Source organism: Streptomyces sp. NPDC058246, assembly GCF_042881985.1.
GTDB lineage: Bacteria > Actinomycetota > Actinomycetes > Streptomycetales > Streptomycetaceae > Streptomyces.
The window spans coordinates 38547-60858 of record NZ_JBHVWZ010000029.1 but is presented as its reverse complement, the minus strand read 5'-3'; the positions used below and the strand labels follow the sequence as shown (position 1 = coordinate 60858).

Sequence of the window (22312 nt, the reverse complement as noted above, 5' to 3'; positions counted from 1 at the left end):
CGGACTCCGGGCCGACCACCTCCCTGGCCTCCACGGCCCCCTCGGAATCCGGGACCTCCGAGTCCTCCGTGGCCCCGGCGGAATCCGGGGGCGCGTCGTGACCGACCTCCACTTCACCTGCACCGGTGTGCGTCCCGAGCCGTTCGGCGCCGGGCCCACCCTGCTGTTCGGGCTGCGCATCGAGGAGGCCGATCACCAGCCGGTGCACGCGCTCGCCCTGCGCTGCCAGATCCGGATCGAGCCCGCCCAGCGCCAGTACGAGCCGGAGGAAGTGGGCATGCTGGGCGATCTGTTCGGCGAACCGAGCCGCTGGAGCAGCACCCTCAAACCCCTGCAGTTCGCCCACTCCTCCATCACCGTCCCGGGGTTCACCGGCACCACCCAGGTCGACCTTCCGGTCCCCTGCACCTACGACACGGAGGTCGCGTCCGCTTCGTACTTCCGGGCCCTCTCCCGTGGCGAAGTGCCCCTGCTCATGCTCTTCTCCGGCACGGTGTTCACCGGCCGGAGCGGCTTCCGGGCCGAGCCCGTCCCCTGGCACAAGGAGACGTCGTACCTGATGCCGGTGGCCGTGTGGCGGAGCATGATCGAGGAATACTTCCCCAACACGGGCTGGCTGCGGATCCGCCAGGACGTGCTGGAGGCGCTGCGGCGCTATCGCTCCTCCCGCGCCCTGCCGTCCTGGGAGCAGGTCTTCGAGGAACTCCTCGCCACCGCCGACGCGAAGGGGGGCGACTGAGATGAGGAATCCGCTGGAGGACGGCTTCGAGCAGGCCCGCGCGGTGGCCGACGCCGTGCTCTTCGAGGGATACGTCCTGTACCCCTACCGTGCCTCGTCCGCCAAGAACCAGATGCGCTGGCAGTTCGGTGTCCTGGTGCCCCCCGCCTGGACCGCCACCGGCGGCGAGCACGCCGTCCAGCGCACCGAGTGTCTGCTGGAGCCGCGCGGCGGCGACCGGCTCCACGCCGAGCTGCGCTTCCTGCACGTCCGGCGGCGTACGGTCGAACGGCTCGGGGCGGACGGCGCCTATACGGAGGTGCCCGAGCTGGAGCTGCCCGACCGGGTGCTCGTGCCCTGGGACGAGGGGCACGAGGAACGCGTCCTCATCCACGCCCCGCTCGCCGAGCTGACGGAGGATCAGGCAGCGGACCGCGCCGTGCGGTTCGACCTGCCGGCCGCCACCGAGTACGAGCCGGTGACGGACACCGAGGGCCGGACCCTGGGGCGGCTGGTACGGCGCAGGCACCGGCTGTCCGGGGAACTGCGACCGCACGTCGAGGAACTGCCCGGGCCCTACCGGGTGTTGCGGCTCACGGTGAGCGTGCACAACACCACCGCCGACACCGCCGACGCCGGTACGAGCCGTGACGCGGCCCTCGCCCACAGCATGATCGGCACCCATCTGCTGCTCGGCGTGCCCGGCGGACGGTTCCTGTCGATGACCGACCCGCCGGAGTGGGCCCGGCCGGCCGTCGCGTCCTGCCGGAACGACCACACCTGGCCGGTGCTGGCGGGGCCGCCCGGCGCGGTGGACATCATGCTGTCCTCGCCGATCATCCTGGAGGACCACCCCGCTCTCGCGGACGAGAGCCCCGGACCGCTCTACGACGCCACCGAGATCGACGAGATCCTCTCCTTGCGCACGGCCGCGCTCACCGAGCGGGAGAAGCGCGAGGCGCGCGGCACGGACGCGCGCGCCGCCGAGGTCGTCGACCTGGTCGACAGCATGCCGGAGGCCGTGAGGGAGCGGCTGCACGGGGCGATCCGCGGGCTGCGCGAGGTCACCGGGGACGACGACGTCATGAGCAGGGATCGCGCGGCCGCCCAGGTCGCGGGCACGGGGCCGACGGCGCCGGAGCCCGGGCTGAGCCTGCCGGAAGGACCGGGACACCCCTGGTGGGATCCGGCGCAGGATCCCGAGGCCGAGGAGGTGCCGGCCACCGTCGTCATCGACGGCGAGGCCGTGCGGGCCGGAAGCAGGGTCCTGCTCAGGCCCGGGGCGCGCCGCTCCGACGCACAGGACGCCTTCCTCTTCGGCCGGCATGCCACGGTCGAGGCCGTGGTCGGCGACCTCGACGGCGAGACGCACCTCGCGGTGGTCGTGGACGACGATCCGGGCACCGACGTACGCCGGGCACAGGGCCGTTTCCTGTACTTCAAGCCCGACGAGGTGGCCCCGCTGAAGGAGGCGCCATGACCGAAGGTGCCCCGGCCGAGCGGGATGTACCTCGCCGCGTGCTCGTCGCCGGGATCGGCAACGTGTTCCTCCAGGACGACGGGTTCGGCGTGGAGACGGTCCTGCGTCTGGCCGACCGCGCCGCGGAACTGCCGCCGGGCGTCGAGCTCATGGACGCCGGTATCCGCGGGGTGCACCTCGCCTATCGGCTGCTGGAGGGCTACCACACCCTCGTGCTCGTGGACATCGTCAGCCGCGGAGGCCCGCCCGGCACGCTCTACACCATCGACGTCGGCCCGCAGCCACCCGTGGAACGGCCCGAGCCCGGGCCGCTGGACACCCACGCCATGGACCCCGCCACCGTTCTGGCGCTGCTGCACGACCTGCACGCCGGGGCGGGCGGCACCCTCCCCGAGGAGGTGTACGTGATCGGCTGCGAACCGCGCGCCACGGACGAGGGCATGGGCCTGACCCCCGCCGTGACCGAGGCCGTGGCGGGCGCCGTCGACCTGGTACTCGCCCTGGTGCGCCGCGGCACCGCCGTACCCCAGAGGAGTTGAGAACGCCCGCGGCACCGCCGTACCCCAGAGGAGCTGACATCGATGGAGGCAAGGATGGAATGGACATGGGTGGGCGTCGCCGCCGGCCTCGTGGTGGTCTACGGAGTCGCCAGGAACCTGTCGGACATCCGCCGCTACCTGCGGATGCGGCGCATGTGATCCGGACCGGCCGCGCTTTCGGCGCGGAGTGTGGTGATCCGGACCGCCCCGCGCTTTCGACGCGAAGTGTGGTGACCCGGACCGCCCGCGCTTTCGGCGCGGAGCGTGGTCCGCACCACCGCGGATGCGGCGGCCGGGGTCGCGGATTGCGGCGAAGGGCTCGTAGCGGACCCGCGGCCTGAGTCCGGACGCCTACCCGCGCATACGGCGCGGCAGGTGATCCGGCCTACGGGCCTCGGCCGCCGGGCCGTCGCCGTCGTGCCCCTCACCGCCACCGACGTCCTCGAGCTGCACATACCGCTCGAGGAAGAGATGGAGGGTGCTGTGCAGCTCTCCCAGCCGCACGAACCACAGCGCGAGGTCCATCGCGCCCTGCGGGGTGATCGCGTAGACACGGCGCGCGGGGCCGCTCGCCGAGGCGTGCCAGTGCGAGGAGACCTCGCCGCTGCTCTCCATGCCCCGCAGCAGCCGGTACACATGCGCCGGGTCGGCGTCCGCGCAGCCGAACGCGCCCAGGCGTTGCACCAGCTCATAGCCATGACCTTGACGCTCGGCCAGGAGCAGGAGCAGCACCGGGGTGAGCAGAGCGCGCCGCTCGGCCTCGTGCCCGTTCATCGTTCTCTCAGAGTAGCCAGCGCTGCGCCGCCCACACATTCGAGCGGATCGTGGTCGCGCGACCGCTCGGCCGGAGCAGGGGGTGACGGACGTGCATGAACTGTCCATCGCCGTGGCGGTCGTCGAACAGGTCGAGGAGGCCGTGGGCGGGCAGGGCCACGCGGTCGAGTCGCTGACCCTGCGGATCGGCCGGCTCGCGGGTGTGGTGCCCGAGGCCCTGGACTTCTCGTTCGGGCTGGCGGCCGAGGGCACCGCGCTGGCGGGGGCCCGACTGCTGATCGAGACTGTTGAGGCACGGGCGCGCTGCGACGGCTGTGGCCGCGAGGCGCCGACCGGGATGCCTCCCGTTCTGTGGTGCGCCGACTGCGGGAGCACGTTGACCCTGCTCGGCGGCCGGGAGCTGGAGATCGTCCGTGTGGTTCTGGACGACGGGAACCCGCACGGCGGCACACCGGCCGCCCCCGCCGGGCGCCCCACGCACGACGAGGAGACGAGTCATGTGCCGCACCGTTGACCTGCATCAGGCCGTCCTCGCCAAGAACGACGAAAACGCTCTGGCCCTGCGGGGCTATCTGGGTGAACGCGGCACGGTGGCCGTGAATCTGCTCTCCAGCCCCGGCAGTGGCAAGACGGCCCTGCTCGAACTGCTGCTGACCCGGGCCGTCGCGGCCGGCACCCCGGCCGCCGCCGTCACCGCGGATCTGGCCACCGAGAACGACGCCACCCGGCTCGCCCGGTCCGGCGCCCCGGTGCAGCAGATCCTCACCGACGGGCTCTGCCACCTGGAGGCGGGCATGCTCCAGCGGCGGCTCGAGGGCTGGCTGCCCGAGGGCACCCGGCTGCTGTTCGTCGAGAACGTCGGCAATCTCGTCTGCCCCGCCTCCTACGATCTCGGCGAGACCCTGCGCATCGCGCTCGCATCGGTGACCGAGGGCGAGGACAAGCCGGTCAAGTACCCGGCGGCCTTCGGACTCGCGCATCTGGTCGTGGTCACCAAGACCGACATCGCGGACGCCGTCGGCTTCGACCGGGAGACGTTCCTGCGCGGTGTCCAGCAGGTCAACCCCGAAGTGCCCGTCCTGGAGACCTCCGCCCGGACCGGCGAGGGCGTCGACGCGCTGCTGGCCCACATCCTGCGCTGCGCCGCCGGGGACGAGACGCATACGCCCGTGCTGGCACGTCAGCACGAGCAGTACCTGCACAGCCACGAGAACGGCCATGGTGACCACGAGGGACACCAGCACCGGCAGGAGCCCGTACGGTGAAACGGAATCCGCGGCGCGAGCGCAGGCACATCACCGTCAGGGGTGTCGTCCAGGGAGTCGGCTTCCGGCCCTTCGTCTACACCCTCGCCGAGGAACTCGGCCTGACCGGGTGGGTCACCAACAACGCGCAGGGCGTCGACGCCGAGGTCGAGGGCCCGGCCGACGACGTCGCGGAGTTCTGTGCGCGCCTCGCGACCCGGCCACCGCCGCTCGCGGTCGTCGAGTCGGTCGAGCACCGTGCCCTGCCCCTGGAGAACGACGGCTCGGTTTTCACCATTCGCCCCTCCTCCGGCGGCCCGGGCCGCACGCTGGTCTCCCCGGACACGGCCACCTGCGACGCGTGTCTCGGCGAACTCGCGGACCCCGCCGACCGGCGGTACCGGCACCCGTTCATCACCTGCACGCACTGCGGGCCCCGGTTCACCATCGTCACCGCGCTGCCGTACGACCGGGACAAGACCACCATGGCCGGCTTCCCGATGTGCGCCGACTGCGCCCGCGAGTACACCGACCCCGCCGACCGGCGCTTCCACGCCCAGCCCATCGCCTGCCCCGCCTGCGGTCCCCGGCTCACGCTGCGCACCGGGCCCGCCGATGCCGCGGAACTGCACGGCGCGGAAGCCTTGGCCGAGGCCCGCCGGATGCTGGCCGAGGGCGCCCTGGTCGCGGTGAAGGGGCTCGGCGGCTACCACCTGGCGTGCGACGCGAGCGACCCCGCGGCCGTCCGGACGCTGCGCAAGCGCAAGAACCGGGGCGACAAGCCCTTCGCGGTGCTGGCCGACTCGCTGGAGACCGTGCGGCGCCTGGCCCACGTCGGCGCGGCGGAACGGGAGTTGCTGCTGGGGCCGCGCAAGCCGGTCGTCCTGCTGCGGCGGCGCAGGCCCGCGACCGCGGAGGTGGCGGCGGGTGTCGCGCCCGGCAGCCCCGACCTCGGGATCATGCTCCCGTACACACCGCTGCACCGGCTGCTGCTCGGCCTGCCCGGTGATCCCCCGGGCCCGGCCGTCCTCGTCATGACCAGCGGAAACCGGTCGGGCGAGCCCATCGTCACCGACGACGCCGAGGCACTGAGCCGACTGGACGGCCTGGCCGACGCCTGGCTCGCCCACGACCGCCCGATCCATGTGCCCTGCGACGACTCGGTCGTACGGATCTGCGCCGGAGCCGAGCTTCCGGTCCGCCGCTCCCGTGGTTACGCCCCGTTCCCCATCGCGCTGCCGGTGCCGGTGGTCCCGGCGCTGGCCGTGGGCGGCGACCTCAAGAACACCTTCTGCGCCGGTGACGGCCGCTACGCCTGGCTCTCCGCGCATGTCGGGGACATGGACGATCTGGCCACCCTGACCGCCTTCGAGCGGGCCACCACACATCTGACGGACCTCACCTCCGTCACCCCCCGCCTGCTGGTCGCCGACCGGCACCCCGGCTACCGCTCCACCCAGTGGGCGCGGCGCGCCGCGGGGGCCCGTGGGCTGCAGCTGCGGCAGGTCCAGCACCATCACGCCCATGTCGCCTCCGCCATGGCCGAGCACGGCCTGGACGGATCCGAGCCGGTGATCGGGGTCGCCTTCGACGGAACGGGATACGGCGACGACGGTGCCGTGTGGGGCGGCGAGGTGCTGCTCGCCGACTACGACGGGTACCGCCGGTTCGCCCACTTGGGCTATGTGCCGCTGCCGGGCGGCGACGCGGCCGTACGCAACCCGTACCGAATGGCCCTGTCCCACCTGTGGGCCGCCGGACTGCCCTGGTCGGACGAGCTGCCGTGCGCCGCGGTCGCCACCCCGGAGGAGCGCCGGCTGCTGCAACGGCAGCTGGAGCGGCGGCTGAACTGCGTGCCCACGTCCAGCATGGGGCGCCTGTTCGACGCGGTGTCCTCGCTGGCGGGCGTCTGTCACCGGGTGGAGTACGAGGCGCAGGCGGCGATGGAGCTGGAGAACGCGGCGCTGGACGACTTGTCCGATACACCTGCCGGCTCGACCGGCGGGGGTGCGTCGGCCGGCACGTCCGGTGCGCTCATCGACGACGAGCGGAACGACGCGTACCGGTTCATGCTGAAAGCGGTCCCTCAGGACCCGGCGGCGCCGCTGATCGCTGATCCCGCGCCAGTCCTGGCCGCCGCCGTCGCGGATGTCCGTGACGGGGTCGCGGCCGGGCCGGTGGCCCGTCGGTTCCACCGGGCCGTGGTCGCCCTGGTCCAGGAGGTGTGCGCGGTGGCACGAGAACGCACCGGCATCCGCACGGTCGCCCTGAGCGGCGGGGTGTTCTGCAACGTCCTGCTGACCGAGGGCTGCTGTGCGGTCCTGGAGCGGGACGGCTTCACCGTACTGAGGCACCACAAGGTCCCTCCCAATGACGGCGGTCTTGCCCTCGGACAGCTGATCGTCGCCGCCCGAGCGCAGGAGTGAGGCAGGAGCGAGTCATGTGTCTGGCCGTACCCGGCCGAGTGCTGGAGATCGAGGAACGCGACGCGACGCGGATGGCCAAGGTGGACTTCGGCGGTGTCGTCAAGGACGTGTGTCTGGAATACGTGCCGGACATGCAGGTCGGTGACTACGCCATCGTCCATGTCGGATTCGCGTTGCAGCGGCTGGACGAGGAGTCGGCCAAGCAGACCCTGGAGCTCTTCGAGAACCTCGGGGTGCTGGAGGAGGAGTTCGGCGACGCCTGGGGCAAGGCCGCCAGGGACGCGGGCGCGGAACGCCCCGTCGGAACCGGACTCCCGGACGCCGGAACGCCGGCCCCCGGCGCCGGTACCCAAGCCCCGAGCGCCGGAACCCGACACCCCGGCGCCGGAACCCGACACCCCGGCGCCGGAGCCGACATCCCGGGCGCCGGACCCGCTCCCGCGAGCGGCGCCCGCTCCCCGCACGACGGGCCCTCTCCCGACGGTGCCGACAAGGAGGCGCGGTCATGAAGTACCTGGACGAGTTCAGTGACCCGGTCCTCGCCAAGCGGCTCTTCGACGACATCCGGGCGAACACCACCCAGCCCTGGTCGATCATGGAGGTCTGCGGCGGTCAGACGCACTCGATCATCCGCCACGGCATCGACCAGCTCCTCCCCGAGGAGATCCAGCTGATCCACGGGCCGGGCTGCCCGGTCTGTGTGACGCCCCTGGAGATCATCGACAAGGCCCTGGAGATTGCCTCCCGCCCGGACGTGATCTTCTGCTCCTTCGGCGACATGCTGCGCGTGCCCGGCAGCGGGCGCGACCTGTTCAAGGTCAAGAGCGAGGGGGCGGACGTCCGCGTCGTGTACTCCCCGCTGGACGCGCTGAAGATCGCCCAGGAGAACCCGGACCGGCAGGTCGTGTTCTTCGGCATCGGCTTCGAGACCACGGCGCCGCCGAACGCGATGACCGTCTACCAGGCCAAGAAGCTGGGCATCCCCAACTTCAGCCTGCTGGTCTCGCACGTCAAGGTGCCCCCGGCCATCGACGCGATCATGAACTCGCCGGACTGCCGGGTCCAGGCGTTCCTCGCCGCCGGCCATGTCTGCACGGTCATGGGCACCGCGGAGTATCCCGAACTCGCCGAGCGGCACCGGGTGCCGATCGTGGTGACCGGCTTCGAGCCGCTCGACATCCTGGAAGGCATCCGCCGCGCCGTACGGCAGCTGGAGTCGGGGCAGCACACCGTGGAGAACGCCTATCCCCGCGCCGTGCAGCCCGAAGGGAGCCCCGCGGCCCGGGCCATGCTGGCCGACGTCTTCGAGGTGACCGACCGGGCCTGGCGCGGGATCGGCATGATTCCGCAGAGCGGCTGGCGCCTGTCGCCGAAGTACCGCGAGTACGACGCCGAACACCGCTTCTCGGTGACCGGCATCAACACGCAGGAGTCGTCCGTGTGCCGCAGCGGCGAGGTGCTCCAAGGCCTCATCAAGCCGCACGAGTGCGCCGCGTTCGGCAAGGAGTGCACACCGCGCAATCCGCTGGGCGCCACCATGGTCTCCAGCGAGGGCGCGTGCGCCGCCTACTACCTGTACCGGCGGCTGGAGGCCCCGAACAAGGAGGCGAGCAGCGTTGTCTGACTCCGCTTCGGCACCCGTCGACTTCTCCTCCTGGACCTGTCCGGCGCCACTGCGCGACCACGACAGGATCGTGATGGGGCACGGCGGTGGCGGCACGCTCTCCGCCGAGTTGGTGGAGCACCTGTTCGCGCCGGCATTCGGCAGCGAGGTGCTCGCCGAGCTCGGCGACTCGGCGCACCTGAACCTGGGCGGCGCCAGGCTGGCCTTCTCCACCGACTCCTTCGTCGTACGGCCGCTGTTCTTCCCCGGCGGCAGCATCGGCGACCTCGCCGTCAACGGGACGGTCAACGACCTCGCGATGGTCGGGGCCGTGCCCGCCTACCTCTCCTGCGGCTTCATCCTGGAGGAGGGCATCGAGCTCTCCGTGGTGGGCCGGGTCGCCGACGCCCTCGGTGAGGCGGCGCGGACGGCCGGGGTGACGATCGCGACCGGCGACACCAAGGTCGTCGACGCGGGACATGGCGACGGCATCTTCATCAACACCGCCGGGATCGGCCTGATCCCGGACGGGATCGACATCCGCCCCCAGCGCGCGGCGCCCGGAGACGTGGTGCTGGTCAGCGGGCCGATCGGGGTGCACGGCGTGGCGATCATGAGTGTGCGGGAGGGGCTGGAGTTCGGCGTCGAGATCCAGAGCGACACCGCCTCACTGGCCGGTCTGGTCGCCGACATGCTGGCGGTCTGTCCCGACGTCCATGTGCTGCGCGACCCGACCCGGGGCGGTCTGGCCACCTCCCTCAACGAGATCGCGGGGGCCGCGGGGGTGGGCGTCACGCTCGACGAGCGCTCCCTTCCCGTTCCCGACACCGTCGCCAACGCCTGCGCCTTCCTCGGGCTCGACCCGCTGTACGTGGCCAACGAGGGCAAGCTGGTGGCCTTCGTGCCGCCCGAGCACGCCGACGCCGTGCTCGCGGCCATGCGCGCCCACCCGCTGGGCAAGGAGTCCGTGGCGATCGGCCGGTGCGTCCCCGACCATCCCGGCATGGTGGTCGCCGCCACCGGTCTCGGTGGCACCCGCGTGGTGGACATGCCGCTCGGCGAGCAACTGCCGCGCATCTGCTGACGACAACCGCACCCCCTCCCGAGGCCGGCCTCGGTGACGTCCCGCAGCGAGCGGGCGCCACGAGGCCGGCCTCTTTCACGTCGGCCCGGGCGGGTCTTCTCCCCGTCGGGCACGTGAGCGCCGCCGTGCGGATCCTGCGCAACGCTCTCGCAACGTCCGGGATGGTCGGCTGAGCGGAGCCCCGCGCCCACCGCGGGGCTCCTCATCCGTGAGACCCGACGGGGAGAGCCGATGGACGTCGTCCCGCGTGTGGAGCTGACCCCCGCCGCCGCCGAGCTGGTGCTGCGGCTGCGTGCCCTGCACGGACCGCTGATGTTCCACCAGTCCGGCGGCTGCTGCGACGGCAGCGCGCCCATGTGCTATCCGGAGGGCGAGTTCCGTACCGGCGGATCCGATGTGCTGCTCGCCGAGCTGGCGATCGAGGGCGTCGAGGAACCCGTGAGGTTCTGGATGTCGAGAAGTCAGTACGAGCTGTGGAGCCACACCCGGCTGATCGTCGACGTCGTGCCGGGCCGCGGGAGCGGCTTCTCGCTCGAAGCACCCGAAGGAGTGCGTTTTCTCATCCGTTCGCGGGTGGTCGGCGCCTAGCCACCCGCACGGCCCCCGCCGTCTGGTGCACTTCCCTTGAGTCCTGGGAGAGTTGACGAGACATCAGGGGGTACGGTGACGCGTCGCAACGGACGTTTCAGAACGGCACTGACGGTTGTCACGGTGTGGAGCGCGCTGGCCGGCGCCGCCCTGCTGGGGGCGGCACCGGCCAGCGGTGCGCAGGGCACGGCGGGCACGGAGATCGCCCCCGGCGTCAACTACACGGAGTTAGACATCCCGGCTGCCAAGGGTGTGGCGCACGCACATGTGCTGAGCGTCGATCTGCGGGACCCCCGGGTGCGGGTCGACCTGCTGTATCCCGGAGCCGTGGCGTCCCGGGCGCCCGTCTCCCGGCTGGCCGACTCCCGGCACGCCGTCGCGGCGGTCAACGGCGACTTCTTCAACATCACGGAGACCCAGCATCCGGGCGTCGAGGCGACGGGCGCCACCGTGGGCCCGGCGATCGCGAGCGGGCACACGCTCAAGGCGTCGGTGCCGAACGGTCAGCGCTTCGGGCCCGCCCTGCCGCCGGGTACGACCACCGAGGACGTGCTCGGTGTGGGCGTCGACCGCAGGGCCCGCCTCGGCAGCCTGGCTCTCGACGGTTCCGTACGCAGCGACGAGGGCAAGTGGCCGCTCGGCGGCCTCAATCAGTACGCGCTGCCGGAGGGTTCCATCGGCGCGTTCACCTCGGACTGGGGCAGCGTGTCCCGGCTGCGGGCCACCTGTGGCACGGACACCGACCGGGCGGCGCCGTGCAGTACCGACACCTACGAGGTGACGGTCGAGCACGGACGGGTGGTGTCGGCGGCCGGCACACCCGGCAGCGGCGCCATCGCTCCCGGGACGACGGTGCTGGTGGGCCGCGAGGCGGGCGCCCAGCAGTTGCGGAAGCTGTCGGCGGGCGAGCGTGTGGCGGTCCGGCACCGGCTGGTCAACGAGGACAGCGGGATCCCGTACCGCTTCGCGGTCGGCGGCTATCCGATGCTCGTCGACGGCGAGCCGCTCCCCGGCCTGGACAACACCACCTCGGCCGTACGGACCGCCGTGGGCTTCTCGGACGGCGGGCGCCGCCTGCTGCTCCTCGCCCTCGACGGCGCTCCCGAGTTCCGCAGCGGGCTCACCATCGCCGAAGTGACGGCAACCATGCGGCAGCTGGGCTCGCGGGACGCCTTCAGCCTCGACGGCGGAGGCTCCACCACGATGGTCGCCCGGCAGCCGGGGGCGGACACCGTCAGTGTCCTGAACCACCCGAGCGGGGGCGCCGAACGCCCGGTTCCGAACGGCATCGGCGTGTTCTCCCGAGGGTGAGGCGCCGACCCGCCACAGCCGGTCCCCGTCACGGCCGGTCCCGCCACAGCCGGCCCCGCCACGGCCGGCCCCGTCACGGCCGCAGGCTGCTCACGATGTCCGCCGTCGCGGTGAGCCCGCTGTGGATGGTCGGCGCCATGCTCGTGCTGGCCAGATAGAAGCCGAGCAGGGCGCAGACCAGGGCGTGGGAGAACTTCAGCCCGCCGTTGCGCAGGAAGATCACCGCCAGGATCAGGAGCAACAGCACCACAGAGATGGAAATGGCCATCGTCAACCTCCTCCGCCACGTCCGCTTCGCAGCGTTCGGCCGCAAGTGTGGCGTAGCGGAGGGTTCGTCCGGGCGGCTGACGTGTCCTCCGAACGTGTGGTTTCTCCGTCCGTCAGTTCGCCCGGTCGTGGGCGTCCAGGAACGCCTCCAGGCCCGCCAGGTCGTCGGTGTTGAGGTAGTCGACGTCGGCGGCGAGGAGTTCGCCCCACAGCGCGTCACGGGCCGGGCCCGCGAGATCGGGCGTCGCCCAGAACCGGACCTTCTGCCGGCGGGCGTGGGCCGCCGCGATGATGCCGCGCAGCTTCTCGCGTTCGGTACCGGGGAAGGGGCCGTCCCCCAGCCAGGTGAAGTTGAGCGTCCAGTTGTCGGAGATCAACGGGACGAAGGAGGCGGAGGCGGAGCTGCCGAGGTCGGTGAGCCGGCCGTCGTAGAAGGCGCGTCGCACGCTCTGCGCCTCCATGGGCGTACGGGCGGCCCGGTCGCCGGAGATCACGGCCGTGACCGGACCGGGGTACACCCGGCCGTGCGCGTACGTCGTGAACAGGTGCCGGTAGCGGCGCAGATGGCGGTCGAGTTCGAGATACGTCGACGAACCCTCCGTCTTGATGTCGATGAGCAGCTGCAGCGGCGTGCGGTGACCCCGGTACGCCGAGCCGTGCTGGGCCTTCACGCGGGCGGCGAGGGGGTCGAGGTAGAGGGATTCGAGGGTCCGGGTCGGGTCGAGCTCGACCGGGTCGTGGGCGACGAGGAGCTGGTCGCCGACGAGGTAGATGTCGACCTCGACGCTGCCGAAGCGGTGGTCGAGGGCGTCGAAGAGGGGGCGCGGGTGCTCGTAGTCGTTGTGCGCGTGGGCGCGCCACAGCGGTCGCGGACCGTGCTGGTGCTCGCTCGCCCGCGCGTACGTGCCGGGCAGCGCGACGGCGCCCGCGAGGGCGGCGCCGAGGGTGGTGAGGGCTCTGCGGCGGGTGGTGAGGGCCATGCTCTGCCTCCCGGGAAACGCGGACAGGACCTCAGCGAGTATGAGGTCACGACCGGCCCAGGAAGCAGTGCCGTGCGGGGAGTTGGCCGGACTGCCACTGCTCGTTCACTTCGCCGGAGCGGGGCACACGGGGAAGCCCGCCCCCGGTGGGGGCGGGCTTCTCCCAGCTGTATGTCAGGGGGCCTGGAGGTCCACGAGTGCGGCCAGCGCTTCGCGGTGCGCGCCCGCCGTGCCGTAGGCGATCGAGTCCGCCTTGGCCCGCTTCAGATACAGGTGCACCGGGTGCTCCCACGTCATACCGATGCCGCCGTGCAGTTGCAGGGCTTCCTCGGCGGCGTGCACGGCGACGGGCGACGCGTACGCCTGCGCGACAGCGACCGCCACGTCGGTGTCGCCGCTGCCGGTCGCGAGCGCGTCGGCGGCGTCACGGGCGGCGGCCCGCGTGTGGACGACCTCCAGCCACAGCTGCGCCAGCCGGTGCTTGAGCGCCTGGAAACCGCCGACGGGGCGGTTGAACTGCTTGCGCTCCTTCAGGTAGCGGACCGTTTCCGTCAACGACCAGTCGGCGAGGCCGAGTTGCTCGGAGACGAGCAGTCCGGCACCGGCTCGCAGGGCGCGCCGCACGGCCGCCGGGGCGTCGGGGGTCAGGAGTCGGGCGGGCGCCCCTTCGAAGGTGACCTTCGCGACCGGCCGGGTGAGGTCGAGGGACACCTGCGGAGTGACCGTCACGGCATCCGCGTCCACGGCGTACAGCCCGCCGTCCTCCGCGGGAACCAGCAGCACGTCGGCGGCCACCGCGTCGGCGATTCCGGTCAACTCCCCATGCAGGGAGCCGTCTTCATGGCGTACGGCCCGGTAGGTGCCCCCCGGACCGACGTTCAGCGCGACGGCGAGCGCCCCCACGGTCCGCCCTGAGGCCAGCGCCGCGAGCAGCCGGGCGGCCTCCTCGCCCTCGCAGGCCAGCAGCGCCTCGGTCGCCACGACGGCGCTCGTCAGATACGGCACGGGTGCGACCGCACGCCCCAACTCCTCAAGGACCACGGCGACTTCGCGGTGTGTGGCGCCCTGGCCGCCCTCCGACTCGGGCACGAGCAGGCCCGTCAGGCCCATCCCTTCCGAGAGCGCCTTCCACAGCTCGGGACTGTGCGGGGTGGCCGACTCGGTGCGGGCGATGACGCCGGGCGCGGCGCAGTGGTCGGCGAGGAGGTCGCGGACAGCGGCGCGCAGCGCCTCTTCCTCCTCCGAGTACAGCAGGTCACTCATCGCGCGAGGTCCTTCCATGCGACGTCCTTGTCGGTGCGCGGCTCGGACGGCAGGCCCAGGACGCGTTCGGCGACGATGTTCAGCAGGACCTCGCTGGTCCCGCCCTCGATGCTGTTGCCCTTGGAGCGGAGGTAGCGATAGCCGGCGTCACGGCCGGTGAAGTCGACCAGTTCCGGTCGGCGCATCGTCCAGTCCTCGTACAACAGGCCTTCCTCGCCGAGGAGTTCGACCTCCAGGCCGCTGATCTCCTGGTTGAGGCGGGCAAACGCGAGCTTCATGCCGGAGCCCTCGGGGCCCGGCTGGCCCGCGACGAGCTGCTGGCGCAGCCGCTCGCCGGTGAGCCGGGCGACCTCGGCCTCGACCCACAGCTTCAGCAGCCGCTGGTGCAGATCGTGGGTGCGCAGCTCGGGCCGCTCGCGCCAGGTGTGGGAGACCGGGCCGATCATGCCGCCCTCGCGCGGGATACGCATCCCGCCGATGGAGACGCGCTCGTTCATCAGCGTGGTCTGCGCGACCCGCCAGCCGTCGCCGATCTCGCCGAGCCGACGGCTGTCCGGGATGCGCACGTCGGTGAGGAAGACCTCGTTGAACTCGGCCTCACCGGTGATCTGGCGCAGTGGCCTGACCTCGACGCCCGGGTCGGTCATGTCGCAGATGAAGTACGTGATGCCGCGGTGCTTGGGCACGTCCGGGTCGGTGCGGGCGATGAGGATGGCCCAGCGGGCGAGGTGGGCGCTGGACGTCCACACCTTCTGCCCGTTGACCACCCAGTCTCCCCCACTCCCGGCTTCGCTCGAGCCGGAGGAGGCCCCGCCTTCCCGGACCGCGCGGGTGCCGAGGGCGGCCAGGTCGGAACCGGCGCCGGGCTCGCTGAAGAGCTGGCACCAGACTTCCTCGCCGACCCAAAGAGGCCTGAGGAAGCGCCGTTTCTGCTCCTCCGTGCCGAAGCCGAGGATCGTCGGCGCGGCCATGCCGAGACCGATCCCGATGCGCCGGGGGTCGTTGTCGGGCGCGCCCGCGTCCTCCAACTCGGCGTCCACGACGGCCTGGAGGGTGCGCGGGGCGCCGAGTCCGCCGAGCCCTTCGGGGTAGTGCACCCAGGCGAGACCCGCGTCGAAGCGGGCCCTGAGGAAGTCCAGGCGGCCGGTTTCCGACGGCGGATGGGCCGCCAGCAACTCCTGTGTGCGGCGGCGCAGTTCGGCTGCGTCGGTCATGCGGCGGCTCCGTTCTCCAGAGTGGGCAGCACGGCGACCCGGCCGGTGGTGACACCGTCGGCGACCCGCTGTACGGCCGCGGCGGCTTCGCTCAGCGGCACGCGCTCGCTCACGAGCGGCTTGACGGAGCCCCGGGCGGCCAGTTCGGTGAGCTGCTCGTGGCAGTGCTGGACGAGTTTCGGGTTCTTGGTGTTGTACAGGCCCCAGTGCAGGCCGAGGATCGAGTAGTTCTTCACGAGGGCGTGGTTCAGCGCGGGGCTGGGGATCGAGCCGCTGGCGAAGCCCACGACCACGATCCGGCCCTCGAAGGCGACGACCTTGGCGGACTGGGCGTAAGCCTCGCCGCCGACCGGGTCGTAGATCACGTCCGCGCCCCGGCCGCCGGTCGCCCCCTTCACGGCGGCGATGACGTCCTCCGTACGCCGGTCGATGACGACGTCGCAGCCCAGCTCCCGCGCCACGGCGGCCTTGCCGGCCCCGCCGACCACGCCGATGACGGTCGCGCCGGCCGCCTTCCCGAGCTGCACGGCCGCGCTGCCGACCCCTCCGGCGGCGGCGTGGACGAGCAGTGTCTCGCCGGCCTCCAGATGAGCCCGGCGGTGCAGGCCGAACCAGCCGGTCTGGTAGCCGATGTGCAGGGCGGCCGCCTCGGCGTCGTCGAGGGCGTCGGGCGCGGGCAACAGCGCGGCCGCGTCCGCCACGGCGTACTCGGCGAAACCGCCGTACGGCAGCGCGGGGTTGGCGAGCACCCGGCGCCCGTCCTCGGTCTCGCCGCAGATCTCCACGCCGGGCGTGAACGGCAGCGGCGGCCTGACCTGGTACTGGCCGCGGCACATCAGCGCGTCCGGGAAGTTGATGTTCGCGGCGCGCACCTTCAGCAGGACCTGGCCGTCACCGGGCGTCGGCCGCTCCACCTCCTGGAGGCGCATCGCCTCGCTCGGCTCGCCGTTCTGGTGCACTTGCCATGCCTGCATGCGGGGCCTCCAGGGGGCTGCGTCGGACTGCCGCGTCCGACCGGGGTCGTTTGCATACTAAGCGGTCGCTTGCACACCTGGGAACAGTCGGCGTCGGTCGTCTTCACCACGGCCGGCCGTTTCGGCCGCGCCGCTCGGCCACCGACATCAGCCGACCCCCGCCACACCGCTCTCCACCGGCGTCAGGCTGCCCCGCCACGCCACTCTCCACCGGGCGTCAGGCTGCCCCGCCACGCCGCTTCACCAAGGGACGCGACGTCAGGCTGCCCCGCCGCGCCGCGTGGGTCGCGCCCGTACGTGCATCCGTTCCCCCTGTGGACCGAACAGGCTCAGGAATTCCACGGGCCCCTCCCCCGTCGACCCGAACCAGTGCGGTACCCGGGTGTCGAACTCAGCCGCCTCCCCCGCGCCGAGCACCACGTCGTGCTCGCCGAGCACCAGACGCAGCCGCCCGGAGAGCACGTACAGCCACTCGTAGCCCTCGTGGGTGCGCGGCTCCGGCGCCCCCTTCCGCTGCGGTTCGAGCACCTTGTAGGCCTGGAGTCCGCCGGGCTGGCGGGTGAGCGGCCAGTGCGTGCGCCCATGCCGCACGATCGGCTCGGCACGCACCCGAGGGTCACCGACGGGCGGGGCACCCACCAGCTCGTCCAGCGGCACCTGGTGGGCCCGCGCGATCGGCAGCAGCAGCTCCAGGCTGGGTTTGCGCAGCCCGGACTCCAGACGCGACAGCGTGCTCACCGAGATGCCGGTCGCCTCGGAGAGCCCGGCGAGCGTGGCGCCCCGCTCCTTGCGGATCCGCCGCAGGCGCGGGCCGACCTCCGCGAGAACCTCGTCCGTGTCGTCACTCATGAACCCCATTGCAGTTTCGGCAAACAGATTTGTCAATGCGGCAGGAATGGACGACCTTCACGGTGGAGGTGGTCACCATGACCGGGAAGAACACGGACACGTACGAAGTGGTCGTCATCGGCGGCGGCGCGGCCGGCCTGTCCGCCGCGCTGGTCCTCGGCCGGGCCCGGCGCCGCACGCTGGTCGTCGACGCGGGCGAACCGCGCAACGCGCCCGCCGCGCACCTGCAGGGCTATCTGACGCGGGACGGCATGCCGCCCGCCGAGTTCCTCGCCGAGGGGCGGCGGGAGATCGAGGGGTACGGCGTCGAGCTCGTCCGGGACCGTGCGGTGGACGTCGCCAAGGCCGAGGACTTCGCCGTGGCCCTGGCGAGCGGAAGGACCGTACGGGCCCGGCGGCTGGTCGTCGCCACCGGCCTCAGGGACGAGCTGCCGCCGGTGCCGGGCGTCGCGGAACGCTTCGGGCGCGATGTTCTGCACTGCCCGTACTGCCACGGCTGGGAGGTGCGCGACCGGGCCTTCGGTGTGCTCGCCACCACCCCGATGAGCGTGCACCAGGCGCTGATCGTGTCCCAGTGGTCGAAGGACGTGACCTACTTCCCGCACACGGTCGCCGAGGACGAACTGTCCGACGACGACCGGCGCCGGCTCGCCGCCGCCGGGGTGGCCGTGGTGCCCGGCGAGGTCGCGGAGCTGGTGATCGACGACGACCGGCTCACCGGGCTCCGGCTGGCGGACGGCACCACGCACGACCGCTCCGTGGTCTTCGTCGCACCCCGGGCCGTCCCGCGGACCGAGCTGCTCCAGCGGCTGGGCGCGGAGCTGCGGGAGACACCGTTCGGCGCGTACCCCGTGGTCGACGAGACGGGCCTGACGACCGTGCCCGGCGTATGGGCCGCGGGCAACGCGATGGGCTTCGCGGAACAGGTCGTGAACGCGGCGGCCGGCGGATACCGGGCGGCGGCCACGCTCAACGGGGAGCTCCTCTTCACGGACCTCGACGCGGCCGTCGCGCGGGCGCGGACCTAGAACCCGGCGCCTCCTGCCCTTCCGTACTGCCCTTCCGTAGGGGGTGTGGACCCGGCGCCCCCGTTGCACCATGGCTGCATGCTGCTGACCCGGCTGGCCCGTGTTTCCCAGGAGGTCGCCGCCACCTCGGCGCGGTCCCGGAAGATCGCTCTGCTCGCGGAGCTGTTCCGGGACGCTGAGGCGGACGACGTGCCGATCGTCATCCCCTATCTGGCCGGACGCCTGCCGCAGGGGCGGCTGGGCATCGGCTGGAAGATCCTCAGCAAGCCGGTCCCGCCCGCGGCGGAAGCCTCGCTCACGGTGCGGGAGGTGGACGCCCGGCTGACGGAGCTCGGCGCGGTCTCCGGTGCCGGGTCGCAGACGGCGCGGGCGCGCCTGGTCGAGGAGCTGCTGGGCGCGGCCACCCAGGACGAGCAGCGCTTCCTGTTCGGGCTGATCAGCGGGGAGGTGCGGCAGGGCGCGCTGGACGCGGTCGCCGTGGAGGGGCTGGCCGAGGCGACCGGCGCGCCCTCCGCGGACGTACGACGGGCGGTGATGCTCGCCGGCTCGCTGCAGACCGTGGCGCAGGCCCTGCTGTCCCGCGGCCCGGAGGCACTGGACGGCTTCCGGCTCACGGTCGGCCGCCCGGTGCTCCCGATGCTGGCGCACACCGCGGCGTCGGTGTCCGAAGCGGTCGAGAAGCTGGGCGCGTGCGTGGTCGAGGAGAAGCTCGACGGCATTCGCGTCCAGCTGCACCGCGACGGCGACGACGTACGCGTCTACACCCGCACCCTCGACGACATCACCGACCGGCTGCCCGAACTCACCTCCGCGGCGCTGGAGCTGAAGGGCGAGCGGTTCATCCTGGACGGTGAGGTGATCGCGCTGGACGCGGACGGGCGGCCGCGCTCCTTCCAGGAGACGGCCGGGCGGGTGGGCTCGAGGGTGGACGTGGCGACGGCGGCGCAGACGGTGCCCGTCTCCCCCGTCTTCTTCGACGCGCTCTCCGTCGACGGCCAGGACCTGCTGGATCTGCCGTTCACCGAGCGGCACGCGGAGCTGGCGCGGCTGGTGCCCGAGCGGATGCGGGTGCGGCGCACGCTCGTGTCCGGTCCGGACGAGATCGCCGCGGCCGAGAAGTTCCTGGCGGACACCCTGGCCCGTGGCCACGAGGGCGTCGTGGTCAAGGCCCTCGACGCCCCCTACAGCGCGGGCCGGCGCGGTGCCTCCTGGCTGAAGGTCAAGCCCGTGCACACCCTCGACCTGGTGGTTCTCGCGGCGGAGTGGGGCCACGGACGGCGTACCGGCAAGCTGTCCAACCTGCACCTCGGCGCGCGCGCCGAGGACGGGTCCTTCGCGATGCTCGGCAAGACGTTCAAGGGCATGACCGACGCGATGCTGACCTGGCAGACCGAGCGGCTCCAGGAGCTGGCCGTCGAGGACAGCGGCCACGTGGTGACCGTACGCCCCGAGCTCGTCGTGGAGATCGCGTACGACGGTCTGCAGAGGTCCAGCCGCTACCCGGCGGGCGTCACGCTCCGCTTCGCCCGTGTCGTGCGCTACCGCGAGGACAAGACCCCGGCCGAGGCCGACACGGTCGAGACCCTGCTCGCCGCGCACCCGGAGGTCGCCCGGTGAGCGGGAAGCGCAGCGCCGGACTGCTGTTGTTCCGGCACACCGGCGATGGGCTGGAGGTGTTGCTGGGCCATATGGGCGGGCCGTTCTTCGCGCGGCGTGACGCCGGAGCCTGGACCGTGCCCAAGGGCGAGTACGAGCCCGACGAGGCCGCCTGGGACGCGGCGCTTCGCGAGTTCCAGGAGGAGCTGGGGCTGCCGCCGCCCGACGGCGAGGCCGTCCCGCTCGGCGAGGTCACACAGACCAATGGCAAGGTCGTCACCGCCTGGGCGATCGAGGCGGACCTCGACCCGGCGACCATGGTCCCGGGCACCTTCGAGATGGAGTGGCCGCCGAAATCCGGCCGCCGGCAGGAGTTCCCCGAGCTGGACCGGGTGGAGTGGTGCGACCTGGACCGGGCCCGGTCGCTGATCGTGAAGGCGCAGAAGGAGTTTCTCGATCGCCTCGCGGAGCACTCGGACTGAGAGCCGGTGTCCGGCCAGTGGCACCGGCTCGCCAGGACGACGCCCTCCGCGTTGCGCCGCGTGGCACCGCGCGGGAGGGTCTAGGCACAGCCCGTCTTCAGGAGGTCGGCCATGCCCATCGCGACGGTGAACCCGGCGAACGGTGAGACGCTCAAGACGTACGACGCCCTGGGCGCCGAGGAGATCGAGCGTCGGCTCGCGGCCGCCGAGGCCGCCTTCCGCACTCATCGCACCACGTCCTTCGCGGAGCGGGCACGGCTGCTCCACAAGGCCGCCGACCTGCTCGACGCGGACCAGGACGACATCGGCCGGGTGATGACCACGGAGATGGGCAAGCCGGTCAAGCAGGCCCGCGCGGAGGCCGCGAAGTGCGCGAAGTCGATGCGCTGGTACGCCGACCACGCCCAGGGGCTGCTCGCCGACGAGGAGCCCGCCGACTCCGACGTCAAGGACTCCGGCGCCTCCCGTGTCCTGGTGCGCTACCGGCCGCTGGGCCCGGTCCTCGCCGTCATGCCGTGGAACTTCCCGCTCTGGCAGGTGATCCGGTTCGCCGCGCCCGCGCTGATGGCCGGCAACGTGGGCCTGCTCAAGCACGCCTCGAACGTGCCGCAGACCGCCCTCTACCTGGAGGACCTGTTCCGCCGGGCGGGCTTCCCCGAGGGCTGCTTCCAGACACTGCTGATCGGCTCCGGGGCCGTCGAGGACATCCTGCGCGACCCGCGCGTCAAGGCGGCCACGCTCACGGGGAGTGAACCCGCGGGCCGGGCCGTCGCCTCCGTCGCCGGGGACGAGGTCAAGAAGACGGTGCTGGAGCTGGGCGGCAGCGATCCGTACGTGGTCATGCCGTCGGCGGACCTCGACCGGGCCGCGAAGATCGCCGTGACGGCCCGCGTGCAGAACAACGGGCAGTCGTGCATCGCGGCCAAGCGGTTCATCGTCCACACCGACGTGTTCGACGCCTTCGCGGAACGCTTCACGGCCGGCATGAAGGCTCTGAGGGTGGGCGACCCGCTGGACGAGGAGACGGACGTCGGCCCGCTCTCCACCGAGCAGGGCCGCAGCGATCTGGAGGAACTGGTCGACGACGCGGCCGAGGCCGGCGCGACCGTCCTGTGCGGCGGCGAGCGCCCCGAGGGTTTCGCGGACCGCGGCTGGTACTACGCGCCGACCGTCCTCGCCGACATCACCCCCGAGATGCGCATCCACCACGAGGAGGCCTTCGGGCCCGTCGCCACGCTCTACCGCGCGGCCGGTCTGGACGAGGCGGTGGCCCTCGCCAACGACACCCCGTTCGGGCTGAGTTCGAACGTCTGGACGCGCGACGGGAGCGAGGTGGACCGGTTCGTCCGTGATCTGGAGGCGGGCAGTGTGTACGTCAACGGGATGACGGCGTCCCATCCGGCGTTCCCGTTCGGCGGGGTCAAGCGGTCCGGCTACGGGCGTGAGCTGTCGGAGCACGGAATCCGCGAGTTCTGCAACATCACCACCGTATGGCACGGAGCGTGAGCGTTCCGCAGCTACGATCCCCTCTGTGAACCGCGAAGTGACCCTGCCTCTGATCGTCGACGACCGCGGCACGTTGCAGGTGGCGGCCGCCGACGTCAGCAAGCTGCTGCGCACGGTGGGCGGCCGGTGGCTGCATCTGGTGGAGGCCGGTCAGGACGGGCTCGACGAGGACACGGTGGCGGCGCTCACGATCGAACTCGCCAAGCTCGCCGACCGTATCGACGTGGCGTGCATCGCGCACAGCAGTGGGACGACGGCCGACTGACACGGCGTACGACCGCCACGGCAACCGCCACGGCATACGGCTGTAGGACCGGCACGACATACGGCGGTACGACCGCCACGACGTACCGCTGCCGCGTACGGCCGACGGGGCGTCGCCCGGC

General features: G+C 72.3%; 23 protein-coding genes and 1 pseudogene. 17 read left to right on the top strand and 7 right to left on the bottom strand.

The window, feature by feature from the left end; genetic code table 11:
• The first annotated feature begins 97 nt into the window (after positions 1 to 97).
• The 4 genes from ACFVXA_RS31780 to ACFVXA_RS31765 are packed head-to-tail and all read left to right on the top strand — an operon-like array spanning position 98 to position 2896.
• Positions 98 to 739, top strand: a complete 642-nt coding sequence (locus ACFVXA_RS31780) for a DUF6084 family protein (protein ID WP_362015028.1) — start codon at positions 98 to 100, stop codon at positions 737 to 739.
• A 1-nt stretch (position 740) separates the two neighbouring features.
• Entirely contained in the window at positions 741 to 2198 is a 1458-nt protein-coding gene (locus tag ACFVXA_RS31775) for a hypothetical protein (protein ID WP_389747203.1), read from the top strand.
• Entirely contained in the window at positions 2195 to 2737 is a 543-nt protein-coding gene (locus ACFVXA_RS31770; protein WP_390027972.1) for a hydrogenase maturation protease, read from the top strand. The genes ACFVXA_RS31775 and ACFVXA_RS31770 overlap by 4 nt, the downstream gene beginning before the upstream one ends.
• A 54-nt stretch (positions 2738 to 2791) precedes the next feature.
• Positions 2792 to 2896, top strand: coding sequence for a DUF6893 family small protein (locus ACFVXA_RS31765; RefSeq protein ID WP_383744312.1), 105 nt, complete (start codon positions 2792 to 2794; stop codon positions 2894 to 2896).
• A 192-nt stretch (positions 2897 to 3088) separates the two neighbouring features.
• Here ACFVXA_RS31765 and ACFVXA_RS31760 read toward each other — a convergent pair whose 3' ends face one another.
• Complete coding sequence (locus ACFVXA_RS31760) at positions 3089 to 3511, bottom strand: helix-turn-helix transcriptional regulator (protein ID WP_362015021.1); 423 nt, start codon at positions 3509 to 3511, stop codon at positions 3089 to 3091.
• Positions 3512 to 3593: 82 nt separating this feature from the next.
• On the opposite strand from ACFVXA_RS31760, the gene ACFVXA_RS31755 reads away from it, so the two are divergent.
• The 8 genes and pseudogenes from ACFVXA_RS31755 to ACFVXA_RS31720 all read left to right on the top strand — a co-directional run bounded on the left by ACFVXA_RS31755 (position 3594) and on the right by ACFVXA_RS31720 (position 11767).
• Entirely contained in the window at positions 3594 to 4025 is a 432-nt protein-coding gene (locus ACFVXA_RS31755; RefSeq protein ID WP_383907550.1) for a hydrogenase maturation nickel metallochaperone HypA, read from the top strand.
• Positions 4009 to 4776, top strand: coding sequence for a hydrogenase nickel incorporation protein HypB (gene hypB, locus ACFVXA_RS31750; RefSeq protein WP_362015018.1), 768 nt, complete (start codon positions 4009 to 4011; stop codon positions 4774 to 4776). Before ACFVXA_RS31755 ends, hypB begins: the two co-directional genes overlap by 17 nt.
• Entirely contained in the window at positions 4773 to 7181 is a 2409-nt protein-coding gene (gene hypF / locus ACFVXA_RS31745) for a carbamoyltransferase HypF (RefSeq protein WP_390027970.1), read from the top strand. The genes hypB and hypF overlap by 4 nt, the downstream gene beginning before the upstream one ends.
• A 14-nt stretch (positions 7182 to 7195) precedes the next feature.
• A pseudogene (locus ACFVXA_RS31740) lies at positions 7196 to 7474 on the top strand (HypC/HybG/HupF family hydrogenase formation chaperone); the annotation flags it as partial.
• A 212-nt stretch (positions 7475 to 7686) separates the two neighbouring features.
• On the top strand, positions 7687 to 8805 hold the full coding sequence (gene hypD / locus ACFVXA_RS31735; RefSeq protein ID WP_362015013.1) for a hydrogenase formation protein HypD: 1119 nt from the start codon (positions 7687 to 7689) through the stop codon (positions 8803 to 8805).
• 73 nt (positions 8806 to 8878) lie between these two features.
• Positions 8879 to 9868, top strand: coding sequence for a hydrogenase expression/formation protein HypE (gene hypE / locus ACFVXA_RS31730; protein ID WP_383744405.1), 990 nt, complete (start codon positions 8879 to 8881; stop codon positions 9866 to 9868).
• Positions 9869 to 10099: 231 nt separating this feature from the next.
• Positions 10100 to 10456 (top strand): DUF779 domain-containing protein, encoded by a 357-nt coding sequence (locus tag ACFVXA_RS31725; RefSeq protein ID WP_390027968.1) that lies wholly within the window; start codon positions 10100 to 10102, stop codon positions 10454 to 10456.
• Between the two features lie 75 nt (positions 10457 to 10531).
• Complete coding sequence (locus ACFVXA_RS31720; protein ID WP_390027965.1) at positions 10532 to 11767, top strand: phosphodiester glycosidase family protein; 1236 nt, start codon at positions 10532 to 10534, stop codon at positions 11765 to 11767.
• A 73-nt stretch (positions 11768 to 11840) separates the two neighbouring features.
• Here ACFVXA_RS31720 and ACFVXA_RS31715 read toward each other — a convergent pair whose 3' ends face one another.
• The 6 genes from ACFVXA_RS31715 to ACFVXA_RS31690 form a co-directional block, all read right to left on the bottom strand.
• Positions 11841 to 12035, bottom strand: coding sequence for a hypothetical protein (locus ACFVXA_RS31715; RefSeq protein WP_362015002.1), 195 nt, complete (start codon positions 12033 to 12035; stop codon positions 11841 to 11843).
• 112 nt (positions 12036 to 12147) lie between these two features.
• A complete protein-coding gene (locus ACFVXA_RS31710) occupies positions 12148 to 13014 on the bottom strand; it encodes a phosphatidylinositol-specific phospholipase C/glycerophosphodiester phosphodiesterase family protein (RefSeq protein WP_390027963.1) in 867 nt (288 codons plus the stop codon).
• A gap of 174 nt (positions 13015 to 13188) precedes the next feature.
• A complete protein-coding gene (locus ACFVXA_RS31705) occupies positions 13189 to 14277 on the bottom strand; it encodes an acyl-CoA dehydrogenase family protein (RefSeq protein WP_389747195.1) in 1089 nt (362 codons plus the stop codon).
• Positions 14274 to 15491: an acyl-CoA dehydrogenase family protein gene (locus ACFVXA_RS31700; protein WP_362014993.1), complete on the bottom strand. Its 1218-nt coding sequence runs from the start codon at positions 15489 to 15491 to the stop codon at positions 14274 to 14276. Before ACFVXA_RS31700 ends, ACFVXA_RS31705 begins: the two co-directional genes overlap by 4 nt.
• On the bottom strand, positions 15488 to 16465 hold the full coding sequence (locus ACFVXA_RS31695; protein ID WP_390027961.1) for an NADPH:quinone oxidoreductase family protein: 978 nt from the start codon (positions 16463 to 16465) through the stop codon (positions 15488 to 15490). Before ACFVXA_RS31695 ends, ACFVXA_RS31700 begins: the two co-directional genes overlap by 4 nt.
• Before the next feature lie 258 nt (positions 16466 to 16723).
• Positions 16724 to 17314, bottom strand: a complete 591-nt coding sequence (locus ACFVXA_RS31690; RefSeq protein WP_362014987.1) for an XRE family transcriptional regulator — start codon at positions 17312 to 17314, stop codon at positions 16724 to 16726.
• Between the two features lie 35 nt (positions 17315 to 17349).
• Here ACFVXA_RS31690 and ACFVXA_RS31685 point away from each other — a divergent pair, with 35 nt between their 5' ends.
• From ACFVXA_RS31685 to ACFVXA_RS31665, 5 genes are all read left to right on the top strand, one after another.
• Positions 17350 to 18342, top strand: a complete 993-nt coding sequence (locus ACFVXA_RS31685; RefSeq protein ID WP_383744335.1) for an NAD(P)/FAD-dependent oxidoreductase — start codon at positions 17350 to 17352, stop codon at positions 18340 to 18342.
• A gap of 78 nt (positions 18343 to 18420) precedes the next feature.
• Positions 18421 to 19959, top strand: a complete 1539-nt coding sequence (locus tag ACFVXA_RS31680; RefSeq protein ID WP_362014983.1) for an ATP-dependent DNA ligase — start codon at positions 18421 to 18423, stop codon at positions 19957 to 19959.
• Positions 19956 to 20420: an NUDIX domain-containing protein gene (locus tag ACFVXA_RS31675; RefSeq protein WP_383744338.1), complete on the top strand. Its 465-nt coding sequence runs from the start codon at positions 19956 to 19958 to the stop codon at positions 20418 to 20420. Before ACFVXA_RS31680 ends, ACFVXA_RS31675 begins: the two co-directional genes overlap by 4 nt.
• A 111-nt stretch (positions 20421 to 20531) precedes the next feature.
• The gene (locus ACFVXA_RS31670) at positions 20532 to 21926 is read left to right on the top strand and encodes an NADP-dependent succinic semialdehyde dehydrogenase (RefSeq protein ID WP_362014977.1); all 1395 of its coding nucleotides are present in this window, start codon (positions 20532 to 20534) and stop codon (positions 21924 to 21926) included.
• 25 nt (positions 21927 to 21951) lie between these two features.
• Positions 21952 to 22191, top strand: a complete 240-nt coding sequence (locus ACFVXA_RS31665) for a DUF6213 family protein (protein WP_362014975.1) — start codon at positions 21952 to 21954, stop codon at positions 22189 to 22191.
• Positions 22192 to 22312 lie beyond the last annotated feature (121 nt).

Bases quoted from the DNA above. Each gene is read 5' to 3' on its own strand.
- ACFVXA_RS31775 (WP_389747203.1), top strand. From the start codon at position 741: ATGAGGAATCCGCTGGAGGACGGCTTCGAGCAGGCCCGCGCGGTGGCC.
- ACFVXA_RS31770 (WP_390027972.1), top strand. From the start codon at position 2,195: ATGACCGAAGGTGCCCCGGCCGAGCGGGATGTACCTCGCCGCGTGCTC.
- ACFVXA_RS31765 (WP_383744312.1), top strand. From the start codon at position 2,792: ATGGAATGGACATGGGTGGGCGTCGCCGCCGGCCTCGTGGTGGTCTAC.
- ACFVXA_RS31760 (WP_362015021.1), bottom strand. From the start codon at position 3,511: ATGAACGGGCACGAGGCCGAGCGGCGCGCTCTGCTCACCCCGGTGCTG.
- hypB (WP_362015018.1), top strand. From the start codon at position 4,009: ATGTGCCGCACCGTTGACCTGCATCAGGCCGTCCTCGCCAAGAACGAC.
- hypD (WP_362015013.1), top strand. From the start codon at position 7,687: ATGAAGTACCTGGACGAGTTCAGTGACCCGGTCCTCGCCAAGCGGCTC.
- hypE (WP_383744405.1), top strand. From the start codon at position 8,879: ATGGGGCACGGCGGTGGCGGCACGCTCTCCGCCGAGTTGGTGGAGCAC.
- ACFVXA_RS31725 (WP_390027968.1), top strand. From the start codon at position 10,100: ATGGACGTCGTCCCGCGTGTGGAGCTGACCCCCGCCGCCGCCGAGCTG.
- ACFVXA_RS31715 (WP_362015002.1), bottom strand. From the start codon at position 12,035: ATGGCCATTTCCATCTCTGTGGTGCTGTTGCTCCTGATCCTGGCGGTG.
- ACFVXA_RS31710 (WP_390027963.1), bottom strand. From the start codon at position 13,014: ATGGCCCTCACCACCCGCCGCAGAGCCCTCACCACCCTCGGCGCCGCC.
- ACFVXA_RS31705 (WP_389747195.1), bottom strand. From the start codon at position 14,277: ATGAGTGACCTGCTGTACTCGGAGGAGGAAGAGGCGCTGCGCGCCGCT.
- ACFVXA_RS31700 (WP_362014993.1), bottom strand. From the start codon at position 15,491: ATGACCGACGCAGCCGAACTGCGCCGCCGCACACAGGAGTTGCTGGCG.
- ACFVXA_RS31695 (WP_390027961.1), bottom strand. From the start codon at position 16,465: ATGCAGGCATGGCAAGTGCACCAGAACGGCGAGCCGAGCGAGGCGATG.
- ACFVXA_RS31690 (WP_362014987.1), bottom strand. From the start codon at position 17,314: ATGAGTGACGACACGGACGAGGTTCTCGCGGAGGTCGGCCCGCGCCTG.
- ACFVXA_RS31685 (WP_383744335.1), top strand. From the start codon at position 17,350: ATGCGGCAGGAATGGACGACCTTCACGGTGGAGGTGGTCACCATGACC.
- ACFVXA_RS31680 (WP_362014983.1), top strand. From the start codon at position 18,421: ATGCTGCTGACCCGGCTGGCCCGTGTTTCCCAGGAGGTCGCCGCCACC.
- ACFVXA_RS31670 (WP_362014977.1), top strand. From the start codon at position 20,532: ATGCCCATCGCGACGGTGAACCCGGCGAACGGTGAGACGCTCAAGACG.